Source organism: Chryseobacterium sp. GQ58 (genome assembly GCF_059758895.1).
On record NZ_JCAXEH010000002.1, the window covers coordinates 650862 to 675431 of the forward strand.

27 protein-coding genes and 1 pseudogene are annotated in these 24570 nt (G+C 33.9%); 21 read left to right on the plus strand and 7 right to left on the minus strand.

What is annotated here, in order from left to right:
* Window positions 1-41 precede the first annotated feature (41 nt).
* The gene (locus AC6CHK_RS07155; RefSeq protein ID WP_498094920.1) at window positions 42-692 is read left to right on the plus strand and encodes a hypothetical protein; all 651 of its coding nucleotides are present in this window, start codon (window positions 42-44) and stop codon (window positions 690-692) included.
* 59 nt (window positions 693-751) lie between these two features.
* On the opposite strand, the gene frr is transcribed toward AC6CHK_RS07155, so the two are convergent.
* Both frr and pyrH read right to left on the minus strand, forming a co-directional pair.
* Entirely contained in the window at window positions 752-1306 is a 555-nt protein-coding gene (gene frr / locus AC6CHK_RS07160; protein ID WP_498094922.1) for a ribosome recycling factor, read from the minus strand.
* A gap of 130 nt (window positions 1307-1436) precedes the next feature.
* Window positions 1437-2144 carry a UMP kinase gene (gene pyrH, locus AC6CHK_RS07165; protein WP_498094924.1) on the minus strand — a complete coding sequence of 236 codons (708 nt, stop codon included), beginning with the start codon at window positions 2142-2144 and terminating at the stop codon, window positions 1437-1439.
* A 166-nt stretch (window positions 2145-2310) separates the two neighbouring features.
* Between pyrH and porQ the strand changes: the two genes are divergently transcribed.
* The 5 genes from porQ (at window position 2311) to AC6CHK_RS07190 (ending at window position 5360) form a co-directional block, all read left to right on the plus strand.
* The gene (gene porQ, locus AC6CHK_RS07170) at window positions 2311-3303 is read left to right on the plus strand and encodes a type IX secretion system protein PorQ (protein ID WP_498094926.1); all 993 of its coding nucleotides are present in this window, start codon (window positions 2311-2313) and stop codon (window positions 3301-3303) included.
* Between the two features lie 58 nt (window positions 3304-3361).
* Window positions 3362-4036: a (d)CMP kinase gene (gene cmk, locus AC6CHK_RS07175; RefSeq protein ID WP_498094928.1), complete on the plus strand. Its 675-nt coding sequence runs from the start codon at window positions 3362-3364 to the stop codon at window positions 4034-4036.
* An 88-nt stretch (window positions 4037-4124) separates the two neighbouring features.
* The gene (locus AC6CHK_RS07180; RefSeq protein ID WP_498094930.1) at window positions 4125-4475 is read left to right on the plus strand and encodes a YtxH domain-containing protein; all 351 of its coding nucleotides are present in this window, start codon (window positions 4125-4127) and stop codon (window positions 4473-4475) included.
* Window positions 4476-4550: 75 nt separating this feature from the next.
* Window positions 4551-4859, plus strand: coding sequence for a phage holin family protein (locus AC6CHK_RS07185; protein WP_498094932.1), 309 nt, complete (start codon window positions 4551-4553; stop codon window positions 4857-4859).
* 3 nt (window positions 4860-4862) lie between these two features.
* Entirely contained in the window at window positions 4863-5360 is a 498-nt protein-coding gene (locus tag AC6CHK_RS07190) for a phosphoribosyl-ATP pyrophosphatase (RefSeq protein WP_498094934.1), read from the plus strand.
* A 71-nt stretch (window positions 5361-5431) separates the two neighbouring features.
* Here the strand turns inward: AC6CHK_RS07190 and AC6CHK_RS07195 are convergent, their stop codons facing one another.
* Window positions 5432-6157 carry an RNA methyltransferase gene (locus tag AC6CHK_RS07195; protein WP_498094936.1) on the minus strand — a complete coding sequence of 242 codons (726 nt, stop codon included), beginning with the start codon at window positions 6155-6157 and terminating at the stop codon, window positions 5432-5434.
* Here AC6CHK_RS07195 and tamL point away from each other — a divergent pair.
* Window positions 6143-8737, plus strand: a complete 2595-nt coding sequence (tamL, locus tag AC6CHK_RS07200) for a translocation and assembly module lipoprotein TamL (protein WP_498094938.1) — start codon at window positions 6143-6145, stop codon at window positions 8735-8737. The two genes, AC6CHK_RS07195 and tamL, sit on opposite strands and share 15 nt — an antisense overlap.
* Here the strand turns inward: tamL and AC6CHK_RS07205 are convergent.
* Both AC6CHK_RS07205 and AC6CHK_RS07210 read right to left on the minus strand, forming a co-directional pair.
* Window positions 8734-9351: a SanA/YdcF family protein gene (locus tag AC6CHK_RS07205; RefSeq protein ID WP_498094940.1), complete on the minus strand. Its 618-nt coding sequence runs from the start codon at window positions 9349-9351 to the stop codon at window positions 8734-8736. The genes tamL and AC6CHK_RS07205 overlap by 4 nt on opposite strands.
* Complete coding sequence (locus AC6CHK_RS07210; protein WP_498094942.1) at window positions 9348-10472, minus strand: iron-sulfur cluster-binding domain-containing protein; 1125 nt, start codon at window positions 10470-10472, stop codon at window positions 9348-9350. Before AC6CHK_RS07210 ends, AC6CHK_RS07205 begins: the two co-directional genes overlap by 4 nt.
* A 29-nt stretch (window positions 10473-10501) precedes the next feature.
* Between AC6CHK_RS07210 and AC6CHK_RS07215 the strand changes: the two genes are divergently transcribed.
* The 14 genes and pseudogenes from AC6CHK_RS07215 to AC6CHK_RS07280 all read left to right on the plus strand — a co-directional run bounded on the left by AC6CHK_RS07215 (window position 10502) and on the right by AC6CHK_RS07280 (window position 21841).
* Window positions 10502-11065: a TlpA disulfide reductase family protein gene (locus AC6CHK_RS07215; RefSeq protein ID WP_498094944.1), complete on the plus strand. Its 564-nt coding sequence runs from the start codon at window positions 10502-10504 to the stop codon at window positions 11063-11065.
* Between the two features lie 19 nt (window positions 11066-11084).
* Window positions 11085-12056 (plus strand): iron chelate uptake ABC transporter family permease subunit, encoded by a 972-nt coding sequence (locus AC6CHK_RS07220; RefSeq protein ID WP_498094946.1) that lies wholly within the window; start codon window positions 11085-11087, stop codon window positions 12054-12056.
* A gap of 205 nt (window positions 12057-12261) precedes the next feature.
* Window positions 12262-12639, plus strand: a complete 378-nt coding sequence (locus AC6CHK_RS07225) for a GxxExxY protein (protein WP_498094948.1) — start codon at window positions 12262-12264, stop codon at window positions 12637-12639.
* A 97-nt stretch (window positions 12640-12736) separates the two neighbouring features.
* Window positions 12737-13660 carry an ABC transporter ATP-binding protein gene (locus AC6CHK_RS07230; RefSeq protein ID WP_498094950.1) on the plus strand — a complete coding sequence of 308 codons (924 nt, stop codon included), beginning with the start codon at window positions 12737-12739 and terminating at the stop codon, window positions 13658-13660.
* Window positions 13661-13824: 164 nt separating this feature from the next.
* Window positions 13825-14274 (plus strand): MarR family winged helix-turn-helix transcriptional regulator, encoded by a 450-nt coding sequence (locus tag AC6CHK_RS07235; protein WP_498094952.1) that lies wholly within the window; start codon window positions 13825-13827, stop codon window positions 14272-14274.
* Window positions 14275-14329: 55 nt separating this feature from the next.
* Entirely contained in the window at window positions 14330-16723 is a 2394-nt protein-coding gene (locus AC6CHK_RS07240; RefSeq protein WP_498094954.1) for a 3-hydroxyacyl-CoA dehydrogenase/enoyl-CoA hydratase family protein, read from the plus strand.
* Between the two features lie 38 nt (window positions 16724-16761).
* Window positions 16762-16959, plus strand: a complete 198-nt coding sequence (locus AC6CHK_RS07245) for a four helix bundle protein (RefSeq protein WP_498094956.1) — start codon at window positions 16762-16764, stop codon at window positions 16957-16959.
* Window positions 16960-17004: 45 nt separating this feature from the next.
* Complete coding sequence (locus tag AC6CHK_RS07250; RefSeq protein ID WP_498095122.1) at window positions 17005-17094, plus strand: hypothetical protein; 90 nt, start codon at window positions 17005-17007, stop codon at window positions 17092-17094.
* A gap of 68 nt (window positions 17095-17162) precedes the next feature.
* Window positions 17163-18341 carry a thiolase family protein gene (locus tag AC6CHK_RS07255; protein WP_498094958.1) on the plus strand — a complete coding sequence of 393 codons (1179 nt, stop codon included), beginning with the start codon at window positions 17163-17165 and terminating at the stop codon, window positions 18339-18341.
* A 36-nt stretch (window positions 18342-18377) separates the two neighbouring features.
* A pseudogene (locus AC6CHK_RS07260) lies at window positions 18378-18733 on the plus strand (four helix bundle protein).
* A 47-nt stretch (window positions 18734-18780) separates the two neighbouring features.
* Window positions 18781-20559, plus strand: a complete 1779-nt coding sequence (locus AC6CHK_RS07265; protein ID WP_498094959.1) for an acyl-CoA dehydrogenase FadE — start codon at window positions 18781-18783, stop codon at window positions 20557-20559.
* Between the two features lie 90 nt (window positions 20560-20649).
* Window positions 20650-20973 carry a hypothetical protein gene (locus AC6CHK_RS07270; protein WP_498094961.1) on the plus strand — a complete coding sequence of 108 codons (324 nt, stop codon included), beginning with the start codon at window positions 20650-20652 and terminating at the stop codon, window positions 20971-20973.
* A gap of 10 nt (window positions 20974-20983) precedes the next feature.
* On the plus strand, window positions 20984-21310 hold the full coding sequence (locus AC6CHK_RS07275; RefSeq protein ID WP_498094963.1) for a YegP family protein: 327 nt from the start codon (window positions 20984-20986) through the stop codon (window positions 21308-21310).
* Between the two features lie 84 nt (window positions 21311-21394).
* Window positions 21395-21841, plus strand: coding sequence for a phosphohydrolase (locus AC6CHK_RS07280; RefSeq protein WP_498094965.1), 447 nt, complete (start codon window positions 21395-21397; stop codon window positions 21839-21841).
* On the opposite strand, the gene AC6CHK_RS07285 is transcribed toward AC6CHK_RS07280, so the two are convergent.
* Together AC6CHK_RS07285 and AC6CHK_RS07290 are read right to left on the minus strand one after the other, a co-directional pair.
* Window positions 21838-22554, minus strand: coding sequence for a DUF2490 domain-containing protein (locus tag AC6CHK_RS07285; RefSeq protein WP_498094967.1), 717 nt, complete (start codon window positions 22552-22554; stop codon window positions 21838-21840). The two genes, AC6CHK_RS07280 and AC6CHK_RS07285, sit on opposite strands and share 4 nt — an antisense overlap.
* A 49-nt stretch (window positions 22555-22603) precedes the next feature.
* A complete protein-coding gene (locus AC6CHK_RS07290) occupies window positions 22604-24415 on the minus strand; it encodes a TonB-dependent receptor plug domain-containing protein (RefSeq protein WP_498094969.1) in 1812 nt (603 codons plus the stop codon).
* Between the last annotated feature and the right edge of the window lie 155 nt (window positions 24416-24570).

The window sequence follows — 24570 nt, forward strand, 5'->3', positions numbered from 1 at the left end:
ACAGCACATTTTTTGTTTTAAACCGTAATTAATAATTTAATATGAAAAATATACTTTTGATCTCGGGGCTTTTTCTTGTTTTTTCGTGTAAAAATGAAAATGATAAGAAGATTAGTGCAAATACAGCTGTATCGGACAGCTTGAGTTCTGAAGTGAAAGACACTTTATTGGCGGATAAAGATTTAACTTCAGTTAAAACAATTAAAGAAGAATATGATCGTCTGAATGCAAAATTAAAATCAAAACAGCTGGATTCTGTTGGCTTCAATTATGATTGCAACAGCGAAAGATCAGGAAATGTGGTTTTTTATTCCGAAAAAGGAGAATTGAAAATCGTCAAACATTCTTATGCTGAATACAGTCACTTTTCTTCAACGGAAAATTATTTTATCAAAAACGGCTCGCCTTTTTTTATTTTTAAAGATGAAGTCTCCTGGAATTTTGATGGCGGATCTCCAGAAAAGCCCGAAACAAAAGACGATATCAAAGAAAAACGTTTTTACATTGTCAATGATAAAGCAATAAAATGTCTTGAAAAAGAATACACTTTAAAATCAAATTCCGCAAATAATCCTAAGTCTGAAAATGTTCAAAATAGAGAAAGTAAAAACTGCTCGGTTGAAGAATTACAGAAAACTTTTAAGCTGCTTTTAAAAAATAAAGACAAAAGAAACACCATTAAATGTCTGTAAACAAAAAGTTGGCTCTGAAAAATTCAAAGCCAACTTTATTATAATTGTAAAACTGAAAATTAAACTTTCATAATTTCAGCTTCTTTTGTTTTAAGATGCTCGTCGCAAACTTTTACATATTTATCCGTAAGTTCCTGAATATCTGCTTCTACCGCTTTTATGGCATCTTCCGAAACACCTTCAAGCCTTTTCAGTTCTTTCAATCCGTCTTGTCTGGCGTTTCTTACAACGATTTTGGTTTGTTCGGTTTCAGATTTTGCCTGTTTTGCAAGATCTCTTCTTCTTTCTTCGGTTAAAGGCGGAACATTCAGAATGATATTTTCCCCGTTATTAGAAGGTGCAAAGCCCAAATTGGAATTGATAATAGCTTTTTCTATCGCGCCAATTGCAGTTCTGTCCCACGGCTGGATAGAGATGGTCATCGCATCCAAAACAGAAACATTGGCAACCTGATTGATCGGTGTCGTTGCTCCGTAATACTCTACCATTACGTCCTGAACCATTGTCGTAGACGCACGCCCCGCTCGGATTTTTTGAAATGCATGTTCCAAATGTTTGATGGCGGCCTGCATGTCTTGTTGTACAGATTCTACGATAAGATCTAATTCTTCCATTATGTATTTAAAATTTGAAAGGTTACACATTTTTATTATAAATGATGAATAATAATAGTAATAAACAATTTAGAAAGCGTTTATTTTTATCAAAAATTAAGCCCTAAAAATCTAAAATTAGCTATTTAAACTACAAATCCACTAAAGTACCAACATTTTCCCCTTCTACAATTTTCAACAAATTACCGTCTTTATTCATATCAAAAACGATGATCGGAAGCTTGTTTTCGTGGCTTAATGTAAATGCTGTCATATCCATTACTTTAAGATTTTTCTCAAAAACTTCATCAAAAGATAATGAATTATATTTTACTGCATTTTCATTTTTTTCCGGGTCGCTGTCGTAGATACCGTCTACTCGGGTTCCCTTCAAGATGACATCTGCTCCTATTTCTATGGCTCTCAAAGTTGCTGCAGTATCTGTCGTGAAATAAGGATTTCCGGTACCCGCACCGAATATTACGACTCTGCCTTTTTCAAGGTGTCTTACCGCTCTTCTTTTAATAAAAGGCTCGGCTATTTTATCCATTTCTATTGCAGATTGCAGTCTTGTTTTTATTCCAGCATCTTCCAAAGCGCCTTGTAATGCCATTCCGTTGATTACGGTTGCAAGCATTCCCATGTAGTCTCCCTGTACTCTATCCATTCCTTTTGCAGCGCCGGCTACTCCACGAAAAATATTTCCTCCTCCAATCACGATGGCTATTTCGCAGCCTTTATCTACTACTTTCTTTATTTCCGCAGCGTATTCCGTCAGCCTTTCGTTGTCAATACCATATTGTCTGTTTCCCATCAACGCCTCACCGCTCAGTTTTAGAAGGATTCTTTTATATTTCATCTTTAAATTTATAATAGTTTTTGAGAACTTTATTTCTCCGAAAATTAATTTTGCAAATATAATCATTAAAAATATTGAACGAAGAAAAATATTTAATAGTAAATAATGATATAAATATTTTGATAAGTACGAAAAAGGATTATTTTTGCAATAATTAAATACTGATTTGAAGAAAATTGTCATTTTTTCACTATTTCTTTTGGGATTTGTTTCATTTGCACAAAATGGAACAAATGTTTATCCGTTTCTTAATATTCCGGTTTCGGCAAGACAGGCTGCTTTAGGCGGCGACGCAATTACGATAAGAGATTATGATGTTTCTTTTGCAATTGCCAATCCGGCTTTGCTTAATAAAGATTCGGACAAGCAGCTTTCTGTAAATGCAACGGCTTATCTGGCAGATTCAAAATACGGAACAATTGGTTTTGCGAAAGATCTCGACAACGGCCACATGGTAACTGTAAATGCGAGATACATGAGCTACGGAAACATTCCAAGAACTGACGAAAGTGGTTTTGAACTTGGCGAATTTTCTGCTTCAGATGTTGCTGTTGGTGGCGGTTATGCTTATCAGTTTGAAGAAGACTGGACGATCGGTGGTGGAATTAATTTCATCACTTCAAAAATTGATACGTATACTTCATCGGCTTTAGCAGGAAACTTGGGAGTTACTTATCACAACAAAAAGTCTAAGGAAGTTGTTTCTCTTATTTTCAGAAATTTCGGATATCAATTCAAATCTTTCAACGGAGAAAGAGAAAATCTTCCATTCAGAGTAGATTTGGGATACACAAGGATTTTAAAGAATTTCCCTTTGGCCATTACCATTACTGCGCACGATTTGCAGGAGTTTGATATTTCATCAGATTATAATGTAAACGGTCAGGAAGTGAATGTTGGAAGAAAAATTGCTGATCACTTTTCTTTGGGTGCCGAGCTTTTTCCTGAAAAAAGCTTTAATGTAAGATTAGGCTATAATGTAAAGCGGGGAAATGAATTGGCGGTGGCAGACCAGCGAAACTTTTCAGGACTTTCTGGTGGATTTGGCTTAAAAATATCAAAATTCCGTATCGACTATGCGCATGTGAGATATCACAATTCTTCCAACGTCAATCAGATAGGAATTTCAGTAGACTTGAGCAGCCACAGAGGAGAATAATTTCAGATTTTGATTAAAACTTTCTTTGTCTTTCGGAAAAAATCTTGAAATTTGCATTATGAAAAAACCAGTAATAGCTATAGACGGATTCTCATCTACAGGGAAAAGCTCAATTTCAAAAATCATTGCCGAAAAATTGGGAATTGTACATTTGGATACAGGAGCTTTATATCGCGGCATTACCTGGTTTGCATTACAAAATTGTTTGAATGAAGATGGCTCAATAGATCTTCAACAGCTTTTCGGATCTTTTTCATTAATTGATCTTGAATTTAAAAATGATGATGGTGAGCTGGTTCTCTTTTTGAATCGCATCAATGTTTCTAAAGAAATACGGTCTAATGAAGTATCGGAAAACGTAAGTTTTATTGCCAAACAAAAAGAAGTAAGAGATTTTCTTTTGCAGTCACAACGCAATCTGGCCGAAAAAGGCGGCATCATTATGGATGGCAGAGATATAGGAACTGTCGTTTTGCCCAATGCAGACTTTAAGTTTTTTTTGACAGCAAGCATTGATGAAAGAACAAAAAGACGATACAACGAGCTTTTAAGCCTTGGTATAGAAGCAGATGAGCAGCAGGTAAAACAAAATTTAATCGAAAGAGACCGTATCGACAGCGAAAGAGAAATAGCTCCGCTAAAAAAAGCAGACGATGCGATTGTGATTGATAATACGTTGCTTACTAAAAAGGAAACAATAGAAAGCATTCTGACACACATAAAAAAAAGATAATTTTTATCCGATAAATTTGTATTTGGTATATTAATTGTAATCTTTAAGATATAAAACTAGTATTTATTAACTATTAAAAAAAACGAAAATGTCTAGAAAAGGAAATAATACAGCCGGTATTTTGGCAGGACTTCTTGCAGGTGCTGCAGCAGGGGTAATTTTAGGAATGCTTTATGCTCCTGAAGAAGGTAAAGAAACCAGGAAAAAAATTAAAACAAAAGCCAACGATCTTAAAGATCAGGCAAAAGATAAATACGGTGAGGTTTCTCACAAGGTAAAAGATCAATACGACAGTATTTCTTCTACTTTCAAAGAAACGGCAAGCAATGTTGCGCACACTGTGAAAGACGGATACGATAAGTATAGAGATCAGATTGTCTCTAAAACGACAGACATGGTAAAAGATGTTGAAGCAGGATTGAACGATCTAAAAAAATAACATTTTATTTTTCGTAAAATGACAAGGAACTTTGAACCATTAAAGTTCCTTTTTTTGTAACTTAAAAAAAAAACAATGATTGAGACTTTAAAAGAATATGCATCAAAAAGAATCGATTTACTGAAAATTCAGGCTACAGAAAAATCTTCAATTTTTTCAGGCGTTATCGCTTATCTGGTTGTTTTACTTGTTGCTTTTGCTTTTTTTATCATTCTTTTCAATTTCGGAATTGCCTTTCTTCTCGGTAAAGCATTGAACAATACTTCGTATGGCTTTTTAATTGTCGCTTCATTTTATTTGCTTGTGATGATTCTTATTGTTATTTTTAAAAAACGAATCATTCATCTTACGGCCAATAAAGTAATTCAATTTTTAAATCACTAAATTATGAGCATAAACTATCAAAGTTTGGAAGAACTAAAAACAAAGAAAAAGCTTTTAAAAAGTGAGATCGATGATTTGGAAGCACTTTTAACTTTTAAAAATACTAAAGAAAGCCTCAGCGCTTTTACCAATGGCTTAACAGATCAATATCTTCAGGAAAAAGTAGATGAAGACGGCGAAGAAAAAACAGTAATCAGAAAAGATGTGATTGCCAGGCAATTGACTTCAGAAGTGAAAGATATGTTCATCAGTAAAAATGCTGCAATGGGATTGGCCAGCAGCGCACTCAAAGGTGATGCATTGGATAATGTCATAAGACTTGCTGTAACGGCATTCGTTGCCAATTATGCAAAGAAAAGCATGAAAAGCGCCAACTGGAAACAAAAAATTTTAGGAGCCGCTTTAATTTATGTAGCGCCAATGGCTTTAAGGTTTGTCAGAAAAAAACTGGAAAGTTATCAGAAAAAAAGAAGTCTTTCAAGCATGGAGCAACTTATTTAATAGAAGCTAGAAACAAGAAGTTAGAAATTAGTTTTTATGCTAATTCTAACTTCTAAAATCTAACTACTATCCTATTTTGAAAACAATTGTCCAAGAATTATTCCTGCAGCCATTGAAACATTCAGGCTTTCGGTAGCTTTTGATTTTCCAAATCTGGGAATAGTTATTTTTTTCTGAAGGAGTTTTTCGGTTTCGGGACGTATTCCGTTTCCTTCATTTCCTAAAATTAAATTAAATTTTTCAGGCTTTTCAAAAGTGTAAATGCTTTCTCCTTCCATATCGGTTCCAACATTGATATTTTCCGTTGTAGAAAGGTATTCTGAAAGGTTACAATACACCATATTTACCCTTGTGAAAGAACCCATGCTTGCCTGTATCACTTTCGGATTATAAAAATCGGCGGTATCTTCGCTGCAAATGATCTGTTCGATTCCAAACCAGTCTGCCAGACGGATAATTGTTCCCAGATTTCCCGGATCCTGAATCCCATCTAAAACCAATTGAATATTTTGATCTTCAGATTTCGATTCTTCATTTAAAAAACAAACCGCCACAGAATCTTTAGGATTTTGCAGAAAACTTATTTTTTTTAATTCATTTTCAGTGATTTGATGTATAATTGTATCCCTAAAATTTAAATTTTGAGGATTTGTAGAAAATATTTCTTTAATTTTAAAGTTAGAATTGGGAAGTTCGGAAATGATTTTATTCCCTTCAACCAAAAACAAATTGTATTTTTGCCTGAACTTCTTTTTATCTAAAGACTGTAAAACTTTTATTGTATGAGCTGTAAGCATTTTAAGAATTCTCCTCAAAAATATTATAAAATTATATCATTTGCAACAGTAGTTGGTGTACTTTATGCTTGTAGTACCACAAAAAAAGTACCCGAAGGAGAATTTTTGCTGACAAAAAACAACTTTGAGTTTGAAGATAAGAAGCAGCCGTTTGATGATGAGCTAAAGGATTATGTTCAGCAAAAACCAAATAAAAAACAGTTTCTTTTTATGCCTTTGGGGTTATGGTTTTACAATGCCGCCAACCCAAAATATGACACGGTTCTCAATGAATATATGACGTATCCCAGCGAAATGAGAGATCAGAAGTTGAGAGACTCACTTTTCATAAAATATGATATGAAAAGCAGCGTAGGCAAAAGTCTGTTTATCGACAGGCTGATGCACAATTGGGGAACTGCGCCGGTAATTTTAGATCAAACAAGAACCGAAAAGGGAGCTGAATCAATCGAAAAAAGATTAACCTACCGCGGATATTGGGATTCTGAAGTGAAGTTTAAACATGATCTCGATTCTACCGCAAAAAAGGCTGCCGTTACTTATTTTATCACCCACAATTCTCCGACATTTATAAAAGATTATTATTACAATATTCCGGATCAGGGAATTAAAAGTCTTTATCAGCAAACCATTAATGAAAGCTTGATAAGGTCTAAAACAATTCTGGATCAGACTGTTCTTGAAAAAGAGCTGTCAAGAATCAATGATCTAATGCGGGAAAACGGTTATTATAAATTCAACAACGCTAATGATGAAATATATTTTATTGCCGATTCTTTAAAAGACAGAAAAGATGTGCCGTTGATTTTGGAAATTCATAAAGATTCTCTAGACACGCCTTACAAAAAATCAACAATTGGAAATATTGATGTTGCCATCGTCGAAAACGCTTCCGATTTCCCGAAAAATACAGTGAAAGACAGCCTCAGAAGAATAAGGTTTCATAAGATGAATGAAAATTACAAAACTTCTTCTTTATGGCGCGCAATCATTGTAGACAACAAATCTGTTTACAATCAGAAAAAACTGGATCTTACAAAAAGAAATCTTTTGGCTATGAATAATTTCAGTATTCTGAAAGCTAAAGATTCTTTACGACAAGGTGGTTCTGTGAAGCCAAACGACAGCATTATTGATGTTTTGTATCTTCTTAAGCCTCTTCCAAAATATGAAGTAAAAGTAGGAACGGATATTAATTATTCGCAATTATTAAATTTAGGAATTTCCCCATCTGTAGATTTAACAACTCGAAATGTTTTCAGAGGCGCAGAAAACCTTTCTACAAGTCTTTCCGGAACTTTCGGGTCGATCAGAAATCCGAAAAATTTAGATAAAAGAATTCTGGCGTATGAAATATCTGCGCAGGCTGCATTGAGTTTTCCGCGTCTTTTATTGCCCTTTAATTATTATAAACTAATTCCGAAAAGGTACACTCCTACTTCATCCATTGTTTTGGGAACATCAATACAGAATAATATCGGCTTGGGAAGAGTGAATTTTAATACAGGTTTAAATTATTTTGCCAACGTAGATGATAAAGTTTCGCATCGGCTTACTTTGTTTAATACATTATTCAGTTTAACAAAAAATAAAGACAATTATTACGATTATTTCGTCAACGATAATAATATCAGAAAAGAAGTTTTTGCAGATTATTTTAATTACAATCCACAAACCGAACAACAGTTTGAATCTGGCGAATTAACGCTCGATCAGGTTTCTGAGCAAATCGTAAATGATGGTAATTATATTGCATCTCTTGACCAGGATAGAGCCGATAGAATTGTTTCCTTCCGGGGAACGCTTGTGAATAAAGACAGACAAACGCAGGATGTGATCATTTCGTCAATGATTTATAATTTTATTTATAATGAAATCGGAAAAAAAGATTATCCTAACGCTTTTTATTTCAACGGAAAAATAGAATTGGCGGGTAATATTCCGAGTATTTTCAACCAAAAAAGAGATGATGGCGGCGGAATCCTTAGAAGTCCTGAAAGAACAATTTTCGGAATTCCTTACGCACAATTTGTAAAATTAGATTTTGACGTCAGAAAATATTTTAAATTTAATAACCAGACTTTAGCTTTACGCCAGTTTATCGGTTTGGGAATTCCGTACGGAAATTCATCTTCAATGCCATTTGTGAGGTCTTATTTTAATGGTGGTTCTAATGATATTCGTGCTTGGGTGGCATTCGGTGGTTTAGGTCCCGGAGGCTCGCAAATTGACGAAAGAGTGCGTACTTATCTCATGGGAAATATAAAGCTTACGACCAATATTGAATATAGAATTCCGTTTAATGATATGTATGAAGGGGCGATTTTTACCGATATCGGAAACATCTGGAATACTGAAGATAATGGTTTTAATGATCAATTCAAATTCAATAAGTTTATCAGGGAAATGGGGATCGGAAGCGGATTTGGTTTAAGAGTAAATGTGGCGTACATCACATTGAGATTAGATCTTGCTTATAAAATTTATGATCCAAATAAACCGGATGGCGATCGATGGAGATTTCATGATATTAAACCGTTAAAACCCACCCTAAACATTGCATTTGGATATCCTTTCTAATCCGGAGAAATACCCAAAATAAAATAAACTACAGCAATCACTCTTGCGAGAATCTCACGGGATTGATTTCTGTAGAAACTTTCTGCTTTTGTCACATCCTGCGCATCAAAACCTAAAGCGTTCATATTATTATTTCTTGCAAAAAACAGGGCCCGAAGGTTGTGAAAACCTTGTGATACGATGATTACATTTTCTTTTTTGTATACATTTTTGCAGCGCAGAATACTTTTGTAGGTATTAAAGCCTTTCGGATCTTCAATAATAATATCTTCAGGTACGCCTTCCTGATAGATAAGATAATTTTTCATAGCGGCCGGCTCATTATAGCCTTTGCTTTTTTCACCGCTTACAATGATTTTTTTGATTTTTCCGTGATGATAAAGCAGTGCTGCGGCATCCATTCTTTTGGTGAAATAAGGATTTGAAGTTCCCGATCTCATTCTCGGCGATGTGCCCAGAACCAAAGCAACTTCACGTGGCGGAATTTTTGAAATCTTGTTATACGTTCTTCCGTTTGTAAGCCCGAAAACCCAAATATTGGAAAGGCAGATCAAAAGAAAAACAAGTTCTATTGATGAAAAAATAAGCTTGAATATGTTTCTGATAATTCTCAATTAAAATCAAAGTTAAGCTTTATTTTCTTAGTTTTAGCGATCGACATGCAGGCCAGGATTTTACCTTCAGATTCTTCTTTTTCGGTAAGATATTCATTTTCCAGAAGTTCCACTTCGCCTTCTTCCAGAATACATTCGCAAACACCACAGATTCCAGATTTGCACGAATAAGGTGCAGGAAATTTTTGTTCTAATAATTGTTGCAGGATTTTCTCTTTATTATTCGGAAGCTCGGCTTGATACTTTTTTCCTAAAGTTTTAAATTCCACTTCAACATTTTCTATTAAAGGAAATTCTTTTTCAATAGGATAAATATCATCATTAAACTCCTCAAAAAGCTCAAAATGAATATTTTTTTTCGGAATGCCGTGATGATAACAAGCGTTAGCCAATGCTTTTATCATTTCTCCTTTTCCACAGATCAAAACTTCGTCAACGGCATCCCAGATTGTAGATTCTTCGTCTGTATCATCCAAATGAAGGATTTGATTGATAATTAAATTTAATTTTTTCTCGTTAAGCCTTCCATAAAAAAAACTATTTGCGGTCTTTTCTTGAGAATAAAAATAGAAAATCTGAAGCCTTTCTGAACTACTTCTGGCAAGATTATCAAGCAATTCTCTGTAAATAAGATCTTCCGAACTTTTATTACCAACAAATAAAAACAATCTTGTTCGCGGTTCGGTGTGAAGAATATTTTTAAAATGACTTAAAATAGGCGTGATACCAATTCCGGCTGCAAAACCCACAATTGTACGAAATTCACTTGGCTTTGAAACTAAAGTAAATCTTCCGCTGGGTTCGCTCACCAACAATTCGTCACCAATGTTATAATTTTTAAATAGTTGTGAAGTAGCTCCATCATGCGAACTTACTTTTATTCCCAAACTTATTTTTTCCTCGTACGGAGCCGAAGTCATTGAATAATCATTGATAACTTCTTCGCCATGAGCTTCAAATTTCACACTTACAAATTGGCCTGCTTCAAATTTAAATTTCTCTTTCAGGTTTTCAGGTATTTCCAGCTCCAACGAAAAAGTATTTTTGGTCAGGTCTTCCTTTTTAGCTATTTTTAGCCAATGAAACTGTGTCAGTTTCCCTTTATAGATTTGTTGTTCCATACTTCAGATTCAAAAATAAAAAAATAAATATGAAAAAGATAATTTTATCGACGTTTTTAATTACCGTACTTTTCAGTTGCAAGAAAGAAGCCGAAAAAACAGATGATAACACTGTTTCTTCCGACTCAATTTCTAATGTAATGGCTCCTGAACCGGTTTCTTCCGTTGCAAAACTTCAGTCACTTTCACCATCGCAGACTTCAGATTATTTACAAACCAAAAATGATACTTTATATGTAACCAATTTCTTCGCAACTTGGTGTGGACCTTGCGTAAGAGAAATTCCTCATTTTAAAGAGAAAATTGAAGAGCTGAAAGGACAACCTGTAAAAATCACTTTTATAAGTCTTGATAATAAAGAAGTCTGGAATTCTGAAGTTCCACAATTTGTAGATCAACACGGAATCAGAAACAATACCATTTTGTTGGACGGAAGCCAGCTGGACGGTAACTTTTTTCAAAATAATTTTGATAAATGGGACGGCGGAGCAATTCCGTTTACTTATATGAGAAAAGGCGAAAAAACGGATGAATATTTAGGAATGATGACTTCTGAATTACTAAATTCCAAAATAGATTCTTTCTTAAAATAAATTTCACAGATTTTTCTGAATGTCAGCTCAATTTAAAATCCTTTGTTTAGCATTAATGATTGCAATTGCTTTTGCATCATTTATTAATCTGAACACAGGATTTTTAAGTTTAAATCTACAGGATTTTTTTCATAATACTGAAAACGGACAAATTGCTGAAATAAGGATTAACCGTGTATTGGTAATGCTTTTGGCCGGAGTTTCAATTCCTTCTTCCGGTTTTCTGATGCAGGAATATTTCCAGAATCCTTTAGCCGGTCCGGATATTTTAGGAATCACTTCTGTAGCGAGCTTATCGGTTGCTTTTTACATCTTCTTTTCGCACGACATTCTTCTTCCCGAATTTTTGCAAAACAGCTTTCTGAGCTTATCGGCAATCATTGGAAGTTTACTTCTGATGTTGGTTTTACTTTCAATGTCAAATAAATTTCAGGATAAATCTTATTTGATAATTTTCGGGTTTTTAGTTTCTGCATTTGCCGGAGCTATTGTTTCTTTGCTTCAGTTTTATGCAGAAAATCAAAGCTTAAAAAACTATATTTTATGGTCTTTTGGGGCTAATAATATGGTTTCGAGAAATCAGATTATTGTGTTGTCGATTTTAGTTTTGATAGGATTATTTATTTGTTTTAAAACAATAAAACCTTTAATTGGAAATTCACTCGGAACATCTTATGCACAAAGTCTGGGCGTAAATTTGAATCAATTAAAATTACTGATCATTGTTGCTTCTTCCCTACTTTCTGCTTCTATTACGGCGTTTTTAGGGCCTATTTTATTTATAGGAATTATTGTTCCGCATTTTTGCAGATTGATTTATAATCCTGCAAAACTTTGGCAGCAATGGATTTTGAATATGTTTTTAGGAATGCTGATGATGTTGTTATTTTCAATTGTTGCAGAAAAAACACAGATTCCTTTGAATGTGATAAGTTCTATTTTTGGAATTCCTGTGATTTTGATGATGCTTTTGAGACAGAATAAAGTTTAGAATGTTGGTTATCGCAAAGACGCAAAGTTTATTTGATTAGTTTGTTTTAAGGCGCAAGGATTTTATCTTTGATAAAATTTAGGATCGCTAAATTATTAAAGAGTTAATGCAATTCAACACTTGCTGAAAATCTTTGATTCCTTAGCTTTAGCATGAAGATAAAACCTTTACGATAAACCAACAAAAGTTATATAACACAACACAAATGACAGAAAACGAATTATCAAAGATTGTCTTTGAGACAGGATTGAAAATTCATAAAAAATTGGGATCCGGATTGTTTGAACATGTATATGAAGAATGTCTGTTCTATGAATTGACGAAAGCCGGATTATCTGTTGAAAAACAACGGTTACTTCCAATTGTTTATGAAGAATTAAGAATCGAAAATGCTTTCAGATTGGATATGATTGTTGAAAATAAATTAATTTTAGAAATAAAAACAGTTGAATATATTAATTCGATTCATAAAGCCCAACTTTTGACCTATTTAAAAATGACGAATTGTAAATTAGGATTATTATTAAACTTTCAATCGGATGTTTTCAAAAACGGAGTAACAAGAATTGTGAATTTTTTGTAATTAAACGTATAAAAATTTGACAAAGTCAAATTCCTTGCGCCTTAAAACATTATTTTTGTAAACAAACTTGCGCTTTTGCGATGAACCAACAAGAGAAATGTATCTACAAATAAAACAAGCAAATATCGGCTACAACAAAACCTTAATTTCAAATGCAAATGCAAACTTGAATCTAGGCGATGTATGCTTGTTAATTGGCAACAATGGCGTAGGAAAAACCACATTAATTAAATCAATTCTTCATCAGGTTTCCCTATTAAACGGCGAAATAATCATTAAAAATAAAAATATAAAAAACCTTTCAGTTAAAGAAATTGCAGAAAATATTGCGGTTGTTTTTTCAAAATCTGTCATTCCACAAAATTATACGGTTGAAGATCTTATTTCTTTAGGAAAATATATTTATTATCCTTTTTATTTTGAGCTTAAAAAAGAAGACAGACAAGAAGTTTCACATATTATTGAAGAATTAAATTTAAGTCAATACAAAAATATTTTACTTCAAAATCTTTCAGACGGAAATCTTCAAAAAGCTTTTATTGGAAGAGCTTTGACACAGAATTCTTCAATTATTATTCTTGATGAACCGACGACACATCTTGACGAAAAAAATAAAATAATCATTCTTAAAACCCTCCGAAAACTGGCAAAAGAGCAAAATAAACTGATTCTTTTTTCTTCTCACGACTGGCGTTTGGCAAAAGAATTTGCGGATAAAATTTGGTATGTAAAGGATGAGAAGTTGTACTCCGGACTTGTGGAAGATGTTTTGCTGCAACATGAAGAGTTGACGAATGCGTCTTTATTTCAGGTGAACGAAAACTTTATTGCTCCTAAAATCACAGCTCCAACATTTCATAAAGAAATGTTGTATTCTTTGCTTCAAAAAAACTTCCAAAAAGATCTTTCTTTTCTCGATTTTAAATATCACGAAAGCTTTTGGGCGGTTTCCTATAATTCTGAAAATCATCAATGCGAATCTTTCGAAGAAATTATAAAATTTATTCAAAACATTCATTAATTATTTATTTTCTTTAAGTATTCTACATACTATGCATGCATAGTATTATGCTTCTCATATAATTTAATTATCTTAATATCAATGCGTTAACAAAATTTAACTAAAAATAATACTATGCATGCATAATATTTGCTACATTTGATAAAACCGATTAGCAAAAAAATATGATGGATAATAAAGAGAAAACTGAAAATGTCGATCTCATTTTAAAACAGACTTGGTTGGCTGTTTCAAAGATGTATACCGAATTGGCTCAGGAACACGATTCTACAGCTGTTCAGGCCTTAACATTACTAAAAATAGATCCGAAAGAAGGAACAAGAAGTACCAATCTAGGCCCGAAAATGGCAATTGAACCAACGTCTTTGACAAGAATTATTAAACTTTTGGAAGACAACGGCTACATTTATAAGGAAAAAACTACTTCAGACAAAAGAGAGGTAATTATTAAACTTACTGATAAAGGCTTGAATTCCAGAAATCTATCTAAAGAAGTTGTAGTAAATTTCAATAAAAAAGTGATGGAAAAAATCGCTCCCGAAAAGCTTGAAACTTTTAAAGAAGTGATGACAGAAATCATGAAAATTGCGACAGATATCAACAACAAAAAATAAACAAAATGAAGCCGTAAAGGTAACATTTGACCAATAATAAAATAAATATAATCTAATGAAAAGAAGAATCAAACACGTTACGGTTCTTGGTTCAGGAATTATGGGAAGCGGTATTGCGGCGCACTTTGCCAATATTGGCGTAGAAGTTTCGCTTTTGGATATCGTACCTTTTGAACTGACTGAGGCAGAACAGAAAAAAGGTTTGACCAAAGATGATAAAGCGGTAAGAAACAGGATCGCTTCCGAAAACTTTGAAAAACTCAAAAAAGCAAGCCCCGCTCTACTCTATTCTCCGAAATTTGCAGATAGAATAAAGGTTGGGAATTTTGATGATGATTTACAGAAAATTAAAGACACCGACTGGATTATTGAGGTTGTAATTGAAAAACTGGATATAAAGAAATCAGTTTACGAAAAGATTGAACAATTCAGGAAACCTGGAACTCTTGTATCTTCCAACACTTCCGGAATTCCGATAAATATGTTGGTAGAAGGCAGAAGCGAAGATTTTAAAAAATATTTTGCAGGAACGCACTTCTTCAATCCCGTGAGATATCTTCCGCTTTTAGAAATTATTCCGACCAACGATACGCTTCCGGAGATTATCGATTTTTATATGGCTTACGGAGCAAAATTCTTGGGTAAAACAACTGTTTTAGCAAAAGATACTCCCGCATTTATTGCCAACAGAATTGGGGTTTTCTCAATGATGGATTTGCTGCATAATGTTCAAAAATTAGGCTTAAATGTTTCCGATGTAGATAAATTGACCGGTCCGATAATTGGGCGACCGAAATCTGCAACGTTTAGAACTGCTGATGTTGTCGGATTGGATACTTTGGTAATGGTGGCGAACGGAGTTCGGGAAAGTGGCGTAGAGAAAAATGATTTCTATAACGTTTTCTCCTTACCCGACTATATTCAGAAAATGGTAGGAAATAAATGGTTGGGCTCTAAAACTGAACAGGGTTTCTACAAAAAAATCAAAAATGCTGAAGGAAAATCTGAAATTCATGGATTAAATCTTGATACTTTAGAATATGAACTTCAAGGAAAATCTTCTTTTCCTACTTTAGAATTAACTAAAAACATTGATAAACCGATTGACAGATTTAAAGTTTTAATTGGTGGAAAGGATAAAGCGGGCGAATTATACAGAAAATCTTTAGGTTCATTGTTCGCTTATGTTTCGCATAAAGTTCCTGAAATTTCCGACGAAGTTTACAAAATCGATGATGCGATGAGAGCTGGTTTCGGTTGGGAAAACGGTCCGTTTGAGATTTGGGATGCCGTTGGCGTTGAAAAAGGTGTTGAATTGGCTAAAGAAGCTGGCTATGAAGTTTCAGACTGGGTAAAAAATGTAGAAACTTTCTATAAAGTTAATGATGAAGGACAAAGCATTTACGTTGATAAAAACTCAGGTGAATACAACAAAATTCCCGGACAGGATGCTTTTATTATCTTAGATAATATCAGAAAAAACAAAACGCTTTGGAGTAATTCGGGAGCTTCAATTGAAGATTTGGGTGACGGAATTATCAACTTCGAAATCCGTTCTAAAATGAATTCTCTTGGAGGTGAAGTTTTAGATGGATTAAACAGAGCGATTGATTTAGCCGAAAAAGAATATGACGGTTTAGTAATCGGAAATCAAGGCACGAATTTCTCTGTCGGAGCCAATTTAGCAATGATTCTAATGATGGCTATCGAGCAAGATTGGGATGATTTGAATATGGCGATTGCTTATTTCCAAAAATCGATGATGAGAGTTCGTTATTCCTCAATTCCTGTCGTTGTTGCTCCTCACGGAATGACGCTTGGCGGCGGTTGCGAAATGACAATGCATGCCGACAGAGTGGTTGCAGCAGCAGAAACTTACATCGGATTGGTTGAAACCGGAGTTGGTGTAATTCCTGGCGGTGGCGGAACTAAAGAACTGACCTTGAGAACTTCAAGAGAATTCCACAATGATGATGTTAAAAATAACAGACTTCGTGAAGCTTTCATGAATATAGCAATGGGTAAAGTAGCAACTTCCGCTTATGAAGCCTACGATATGGGAATTCTTGAAAAAGGAAAAGATATTGTAGCGGTTGATAAAAGAACGCAGATAATGACCGCAAAAATGCTTGCTAAAAGTTTAGCAGAACACGGTTACACACAACCTATCGAGCAGAAAGTAAAAGTTTTGGGTAAAGATGCATTGGGAATGTTCTATGTTGGAACTGATCAAATGTTGACCGGAAATTATATTTCTGAACACGATAAAAAAATTGCAGATAAATTAGCCAATGTCATGGTCGGCGGAAATCTTTCCGAACCAACCGTCGTGACCGAACAATATTTATTGAATCTTGAAAGAGAAACGTTCCTTCAGCTTTGTGGCGAAAGAAAAACGTTGGAAAGAATTCAATATATGTTGCAGAAAGGAAAACCATTAAGAAATTAGATTTCTTGTAAAATGTAAAAGGTATTAATGTATTTACGATGCACAACTTTAGAGATTTAGAAGTTTGGACAAAATCTATGAAACTTTGTAAAATATTTTACTTGGCTTCTACCAATTTTCCAAAAGATGAAATGTTCGGATTGACTTCACAGTCAAGAAGAAGTTTATATTCAATTCCATCTAATATTGCTGAAGGTGCGGGCGAGATACAAATGCTCAATTTTCACATTTTCTGAAATATTGCATTAGGTTCTTCATATGAATTTGAAACACAAATCTTAATTGCTAATGACTTAGGTTTTCTTAAAAATGATGATTTTAATATTATTTATTCAGAAATCAAGCACATACAAATATGTTGGCAAAATTGAAGCAGAAATTTAATACTCAAGCATTTTAATCATAAATACATTTTACATAAATACTTTAATACAACAAAATGAAACAAGCATATATAGTAAAGGGTTTCAGAACTGCCGTTGGAAAAGCTCCAAAAGGAAGTTTAAGATTCACAAGACCCGATGTAATGGCGGCAACCGTAATTGAAAAATTAATGGCTGAGCTTCCGCAATTAGACAAAAACAGAATCGATGATCTTATCGTAGGAAACGCAATGCCGGAAGCCGAACAAGGCTTAAATGTGGCTCGTTTGATCTCTTTAATGGGATTAAACACCGACAAAGTTCCCGGGGTTACTGTAAATAGATATTGCGCATCAGGAAGTGAGGCGATCGCAATTGCTTCTGCAAAAATTCAGGCAGGAATGGCTGATTGCATCATCGCAGGTGGTACAGAATCAATGTCTTACATTCCGATGGGTGGATACAAACCTGTTCCTGAAACGGAAATTGCAAAAACAAACCCTGACTATTATTGGGGAATGGGTTACACAGCCGAAGAAGTTGCAAAACAATACAATATCACAAGAGAAGAGCAGGATCAGTTTGCTTTTGAATCTCATATGAAGGCCTTAAAAGCCAATCAGGAAGGTAGATTTGCCAACCAGATTGTTCCGATTCCTGTCGAGTATAATTTCCTAGATGAAAATCAGAAAATGCAGACTAAAAAGTTTGATTTTTCAGTTGATGAAGGTCCAAGAAAAGATACTTCTTTGGAAGGTTTGGCAAAATTAAGACCTGTTTTCGCCAACGGAGGAAGTGTTACTGCCGGAAACTCGTCTCAAATGAGTGACGGAGCGGCTTTTGTTATGGTAATGAGTGAGGAAATGGTGAAAGAATTAGGATTGCAACCGGAAGCTAGATTAGTTGCTTATGCAGCGGCAGGACTTGAACCAAGAATTATGGGAATGGGGCCAATTTATGCGATTCCAAAAGCATTGAAACAAGCAGGATTAGAATTAAAAGATATTGAATTAATCGAATTAAACGAAGCATTCGCATCACAATCTGTTGCTATAAAAAAAGAATTGGGCTTAAATCCGGATATTTTAAATGTAAACGGAGGCGCAATCGCTTTGGGTCACCCTCTTGGATGTACAGGAACAAAACTAACCGTTCAACTTCTTGACGAAATGAGAAAGCGCGGAAACAAATACGGAATGGTTACAATGTGTGTAGGAACGGGACAAGGAGCAGCGAGTATTTTTGAACTTCTTTAATTTAATTATAGATTTTAAATTATAAATTTTAGATGAATGAGTTTCAAAGAAGACAATTTAATTCAAATAAAGACGTTTGATTTTTCATTAAAAATTATTAAATTTTATACTCAATGTAAAGCTCAAAATGAATTTATTTTATCTAAACAAATTCTTCGTTGCGGAACTTCAATTGGCGCAAATGTAGAAGAAGCAATTGCAGCTCAATCAAAAAAGATTTTATTTCAAAACTTTCAATTGCAAATAAAGAAGCAAGAGAAACAAAATATTGGTTAAAACTTTATCAATCCTCAAATTTAGTTCAAATTGAAATTGATTCTTATTTAAAAGAAATTGAAAGCATCATTAATATTTTGACTAAAATCATTAAAACTTCATCTGAAAATGTATAACTGAGATCTAATTTAAAATTTATAATCTAAAATTTAAAATAAATATAATGAGTAATATAGTAAAAGGTGGAGAATTCCTTATCAAAGAAATTCCTGCTAACGAAATTTTTAGTCTTGAGGAACTGAGCGAAGAGCAAAAAATGCTTCGTGATTCTGCGAAAGAATTTATAGACAGAGAAGTGGTTCCGCAACACGACCGTTTCGAGAAAAAAGATTATGCATTGACAGAAGAAACAATGCGTAAATTAGGTGAAATGGGACTTTTAGGAATTACCGTTCCTGAAGAATATGGCGGACTTGGAATGGGGTTCGTAAGCACAATGTTGGCTTGCGATTACGTTTCGGGAGGAAATGGCTCATTAGCAACAGCTTACGGAGCACACACCGGAATCGGAACATTACCTACTCTTCTTTACGGAAGTGAAGAATTAAAAAAGAAATATCTTCCGGATTTAGCGACAGGAACAAAATTCGGGGCGTATTGTTTGACAGAACCAGATGCAGGTTCTGATGCCAATTCAGGAAAAACAAGAGCAAAATTATCTGAAGACGGAAAACATTATATCATTAATGGACAAAAAATGTGGATTTCCAATGCAGGTTTTGCAGATACTTTCACTTTGTTTGCGAAAATAGATGATGATAAAAATATAACAGGTTTTGTGATCAACCGTTCAGAATTGGAAGATCCAAACAGCTTAACTTTAGGCGAAGAAGAACATAAATTAGGAATCCGCTCCTCTTCCACTCGTCAGGTTTTCTTCAACGATATGAAAATTCCTGTTGAAAATATGTTGGGTGAGAGAAACAATGGTTTTAAAATCGCTTTGAATGCATTAAATGTTGGTAGAATTAAATTAGCTGCGGCAAATCTTGACGGACAAAGAAGAATCTTAAATCATTCTATTCAATATTCGAATGAAAGAAAGCAGTTTGGCGTTTCTATTTCAACTTTTGGTGCGATCAGAAAGAAAATCGCCGAAATGGCAACCGGAGTTTTTGTAAGTGAAGCAGGTTCTTACCGTTTGGCTAAAAATGTGGAAGATAAAATTGAAGAATTAGTTACTGGAGGAATGAATCATCAACAAGCTGAATTAAAAGGTGTTGAAGAGTTTGCGGTTGAAGCTTCTATTCTTAAAGTTTTTGTATCTGATCTTACGCAAGATACTGCTGATGAAGGAATTCAGATTTATGGCGGAATGGGATTCTCGGAAGATACGCCGATGGAATCTGCATGGAGAGATGCAAGAATCGGAAGAATTTATGAGGGAACCAACGAAATCAACCGACTTTTAGCCGTTGGAATGTTGATTAAAAAAGCAATGAAAGGCGAGTTGGATCTTCTTTCTCCTGCAATGGCGATCAGCAAAGAATTGATGGGAATTCCTTCGTTTGAAGTTCCTGATTATTCTGAATTTATGAGTGAAGAAAAAGCAATCATTGCTAATCTAAAGAAAGTTTTCTTAATGGTTTCAGGTGCTGCTCTTCAAAAATATATGATGGATATTGAAAAACAGCAACATTTATTATTAAACGCTTCTGAAATTCTTAATCAAATTTACATGGCAGAATCTGCAATTTTAAGAGCTGAAAAACATTTCTCAGCAGATTCTGTGGAAGCTGCAATGGCTCAGCTAAATCTTTACAAAGCTGTTGAAAAAATCATTGTTGCGGCAAAAGAAGGAATTATTTCTTTCGCCGAAGGTGATGAGCAGAGAATGATGCTTTCAGGATTGAGAAGATTTACAAAATATACCAACAATCCGAATGTTGTGGCATTGACAGAAAAAGTGGCGGCACATTATATCGAAAAAGGACATTATTAATAAGTTTATATAATTCTACAAACGTCTCATTTTATGAGGCGTTTTTTTTGTTTCTCATATTTTTTCTTTACTTTTATTGAAAATTCACTTATGAAAACATTTTTTTTATTCTTAATCGTTAATTCCACTTTATTGTTTGCGCAAAAAACGGATAAAAGAAAGTTATTCGTTATTCCTCCAAATAGAATAGTAAAACACGATAATTTATCGAACCTAAAAGATAATTCTAAACTTTCAGATAAAAATGGAATTTATAAAATGTTGGTTGCGAAGCCAAAAAATCCTGATCTTTATGCTGCTTTAAAGGTTAATGAAATAGATCCTTCAAATTACAAAATATTGAATGCTTTAGATTTCGAAAAACTAAAAACAAGAAAAAAAATAATTGACACAAATAAAAACTTAAAAAAATAATTAAAAACAAATGGCAAAATTTATCATTTCGAAAAGAACAAACGGAGATTATCAATTCAATCTAAAAGCAGGAAACGGAGAAATTATCTTGACCAGCCAGGGATATGCATCCAAATCAGGCTGTGAAAACGGAATCGAATCTGTAAAAATAAATTCTCAGGACGATTCAAAGTTTGAAAGAAAAACATCGGCAAACGACAAGTCATATTTTAACTTAAAGGCAGCAAACGGACAATTTATAGGAAGTAGCCAGATGTATTCTTCCAAAAGCAGTATGGAAAAAGGAATTGATTCTGTAAAAAACAATGCGAAAACAGCGTTTGTGGAAGAGGAATAACATTAAGAAGAACAATAAATAAATTTAAAAAAATGTCTTATACTTTTAAGGCATTTTTTTATTTTTGTATTTCTATTTTTTAAAATGACAAAGGAAGAACTTTTACACAAAGCCATAAAAATTGCAGACAAAGCGCACAAAGGTCAAAAAGACAAATATCACGCTCCATACATTGCTCACGTCATGCGTGTAATGGAATATGGCAAAACAATGGACGAAAAAATTGTAGGAGTTTTACATGATGTTGTAGAAGATCATCCACAGGAATTCAGTCTTGAGTTTCTGAGAAATGAAGGTTTCCCCGAATATATTTTGTATGCAGTAAGCTGTCTTACAAAGTATGATCCGGACGAAAATTATGATGATTTTGTAAGAAGAACAGAAAGATCTCCGTTGGCTGTAGCCGTAAAGTTAAACGATCTTCGGGATAATATGGATCTCCGAAGAGTCAACCGCGAGCTTACGCCAAAGGACATTACAAGATTCAACAAATACCTGAAAGCTTACCGTTATTTATCTGAAAAATATTAATCAGCTCCCGGAAAGTGATACGTTTTGGATGGCTGATCGGTATCGTCAATATTAATATTTAATGCTAAATAAACGAAATGTAAGTTTCTGTTTCCTTTTGCATCAAATTCTCTTTGCCAAAGATAACCGCTTAATATTCCAAAATTTTCATCAATCTGATACCCAAAACCGCCATACACTCTATTTCGCGCAAATGTAGGTTTGATGGGGCTTACAAAGAAAACTTCATCGTAGACGTTGGCAAATAAAGTGCCGGGCTCAATTTTTTTGGCATTCAACGGAACAGAAATATTTAAACGATAACGGTAACGCATCCTTTCAGAATTTTTACCGGTTTGAGGCTCATGAAACCAAGATTTTTCAGCCCTGAATCTGTTTTCAAATTTCACAACTCCTTTTTTGAAATCTATAACATCCTGCAGCCAAACCCTGAATTCTTCTTTGTTGATTGCATGATCTTTATAGGTTGCGTATCTTCCCAATCCGATAAAAGGTTTATGGTTTTTTGTGAGATTATACCCTAATCCACCTTTTATTTCGTAATAATCAGGATAAGCATATTCTTCAATACCTCTCATTTGACCTTCGGCATAAAGGAAAAATTTTGGATGAAACTTATAGGTAAGAGTGAGCGCATTGAAGCTGGAAATATGTTCTTGAGCTTTAAAAAAACTCAGGCTAAAAAGTAAGCTTAGGCTTAAAATAAGTTTCATACAAAATTTTTGCAAAAATAAAATATTTAATTATTCCGTAATATTAAGTTTACTTAATGTTAATATTGTAAGTAAAACCAATGTGAAACCATCTTTGTGGCATTGGAACTCCAAAAGTTTCCGTATAATCGGTATTCGTTACGTTATTAATCAACGCATAAACAGAAAAATCATTTTTACTGAAGCTCAGTTTTTCATCTAAAAGATTGTAGCTTCCAAGATTTAATCTGTCGTTATATCTGTAAACCAGCTCATTGGTAAAGTATTTTAAAAACTTAGTTTGCAGCTTTGCAACAAATTGATGCTTAAGGTTATCTAAAACATATCTTGAAACCAAACCGTCGGTTTCTCTAAAACTATTATCAAGATAAGTATAGCCGGCTGTATATTTTAGCCAGGAAAATAATTGATGGTTTATTTCAGCTTCAATACCCTTTATTTCTGTATCGCCTACGTTTTGTGCATACCAGATTGGATCTTCCAGTGAATTTTTCACCCAATCAATAGAATTACTTGAGCTTCTTAAAAATCCGCTTGCTTTAGCTAAAAACCCATTGCGATGAAACTGATAACCAATTTCTGAATAAATGGCGCTTTCTGGAGCCAAAAACTGGTTTCCCTGTTCTGTTTTGCTTGTGTAATAAAGATCTGTAAAAGTTGGAACCCGATGTACTTTTGAGATATTTCCATAGATTTTATGATTCGAATTAAAGTTAAATCCAACATCTAAACCCGGATAAAAAAAGTTTCCTTCGTTTGAATAATTTGCCCAGGAAATTCCCGGAGTTATTAAGAGCTTATTGTTGATTAAAGAAAAATTATGCTCAAAAAACACTTGCGAAACAAATCTTTCTCTGTCACCTAAATTATTACTTGACAAAAATTCTTTTCTCAACTCTACACCTAATCCTGTAGTTCCCAAATTTGAAGTGTAGCTTGAGTTTACTTCGCCGCCAACATTATTTCCAATATGCATATTTCTGTAAATTTCAGGCTTTTCTCTGTTAAATAAATACATATCCTGACCTCTTCTCCAATACACATTAGAATTAAGCTTAAATTTACCAAAGCTTTGCTGATGCGCCAAACTTACAATTGAGGCTTGCAATTCTTCGTATTGTTCGGTGGCTTTTGGTGATGAATAAAAACCGTTGGCTCCAAATTTTTTCTCGGAAATACCGGCCTGTAATCTTATGTTTCCGTCTTTTATTTTCAATTGATTCTGATAAAAAACATTCCTTATTTCAAAATCTGTATTGTGACGATAACCTTGTGACGAATTTGAATTTACCTGCAATAAATTGGAGAACTTTTCATTTCCAAAATTGGCGTTCAGTCCTAAACCATAACTTTCATAATCGCCTATTTCAGCGCTTATTTTCACTTTTTTTCCCGGATAAGCTTTTGTAATGATGTTTATAGCTCCGGCGTAAGCGTTTTGCCCAAATCTTCTTGCAGCCGGACCTTTGATGATTTCAATTCTTTCAACATCTTCCAGATCGACAGGAACGTTCAAAGAATTGTGGCCCGTTTGTGAATCATTCATTCTGATACCGTTGATCAGCAAAAGTACTTGTTCAAAAGAGCTTCCACGAAAACCTATATCGCTTTGTACACCATTTGCGCCTCTTCTTCTGATATCCATTCCGGGTATTTGCTGAAGAATTTCGTCAATACTTTTTGCAGGTGAGTTCAAAATATCTGCTTTTGTGATGATAGAAATATTCTGATTGGCATTTTTATACGGTATAGCAATAAATTTCCCCTGAATTTCCACAGAATCTATATCAGCAGTTTTTTCCTGAGCTTGAATGCTAAAAAGCGCACCTAGAAAAAACACAGTTCCCAGTTTTTTTATCATGTTACTTGTTTATAATTTGAAACTGTTCAAAATTACAGGAGTTAATTATAAATAAAAAATGATACATATCATGAAAAATAAACGCATAAATCTGTGAATTTTCAGGAAATAAAGTGTAAACTTTTATCTTTTTAATCTTATAACTGTAATAAAAT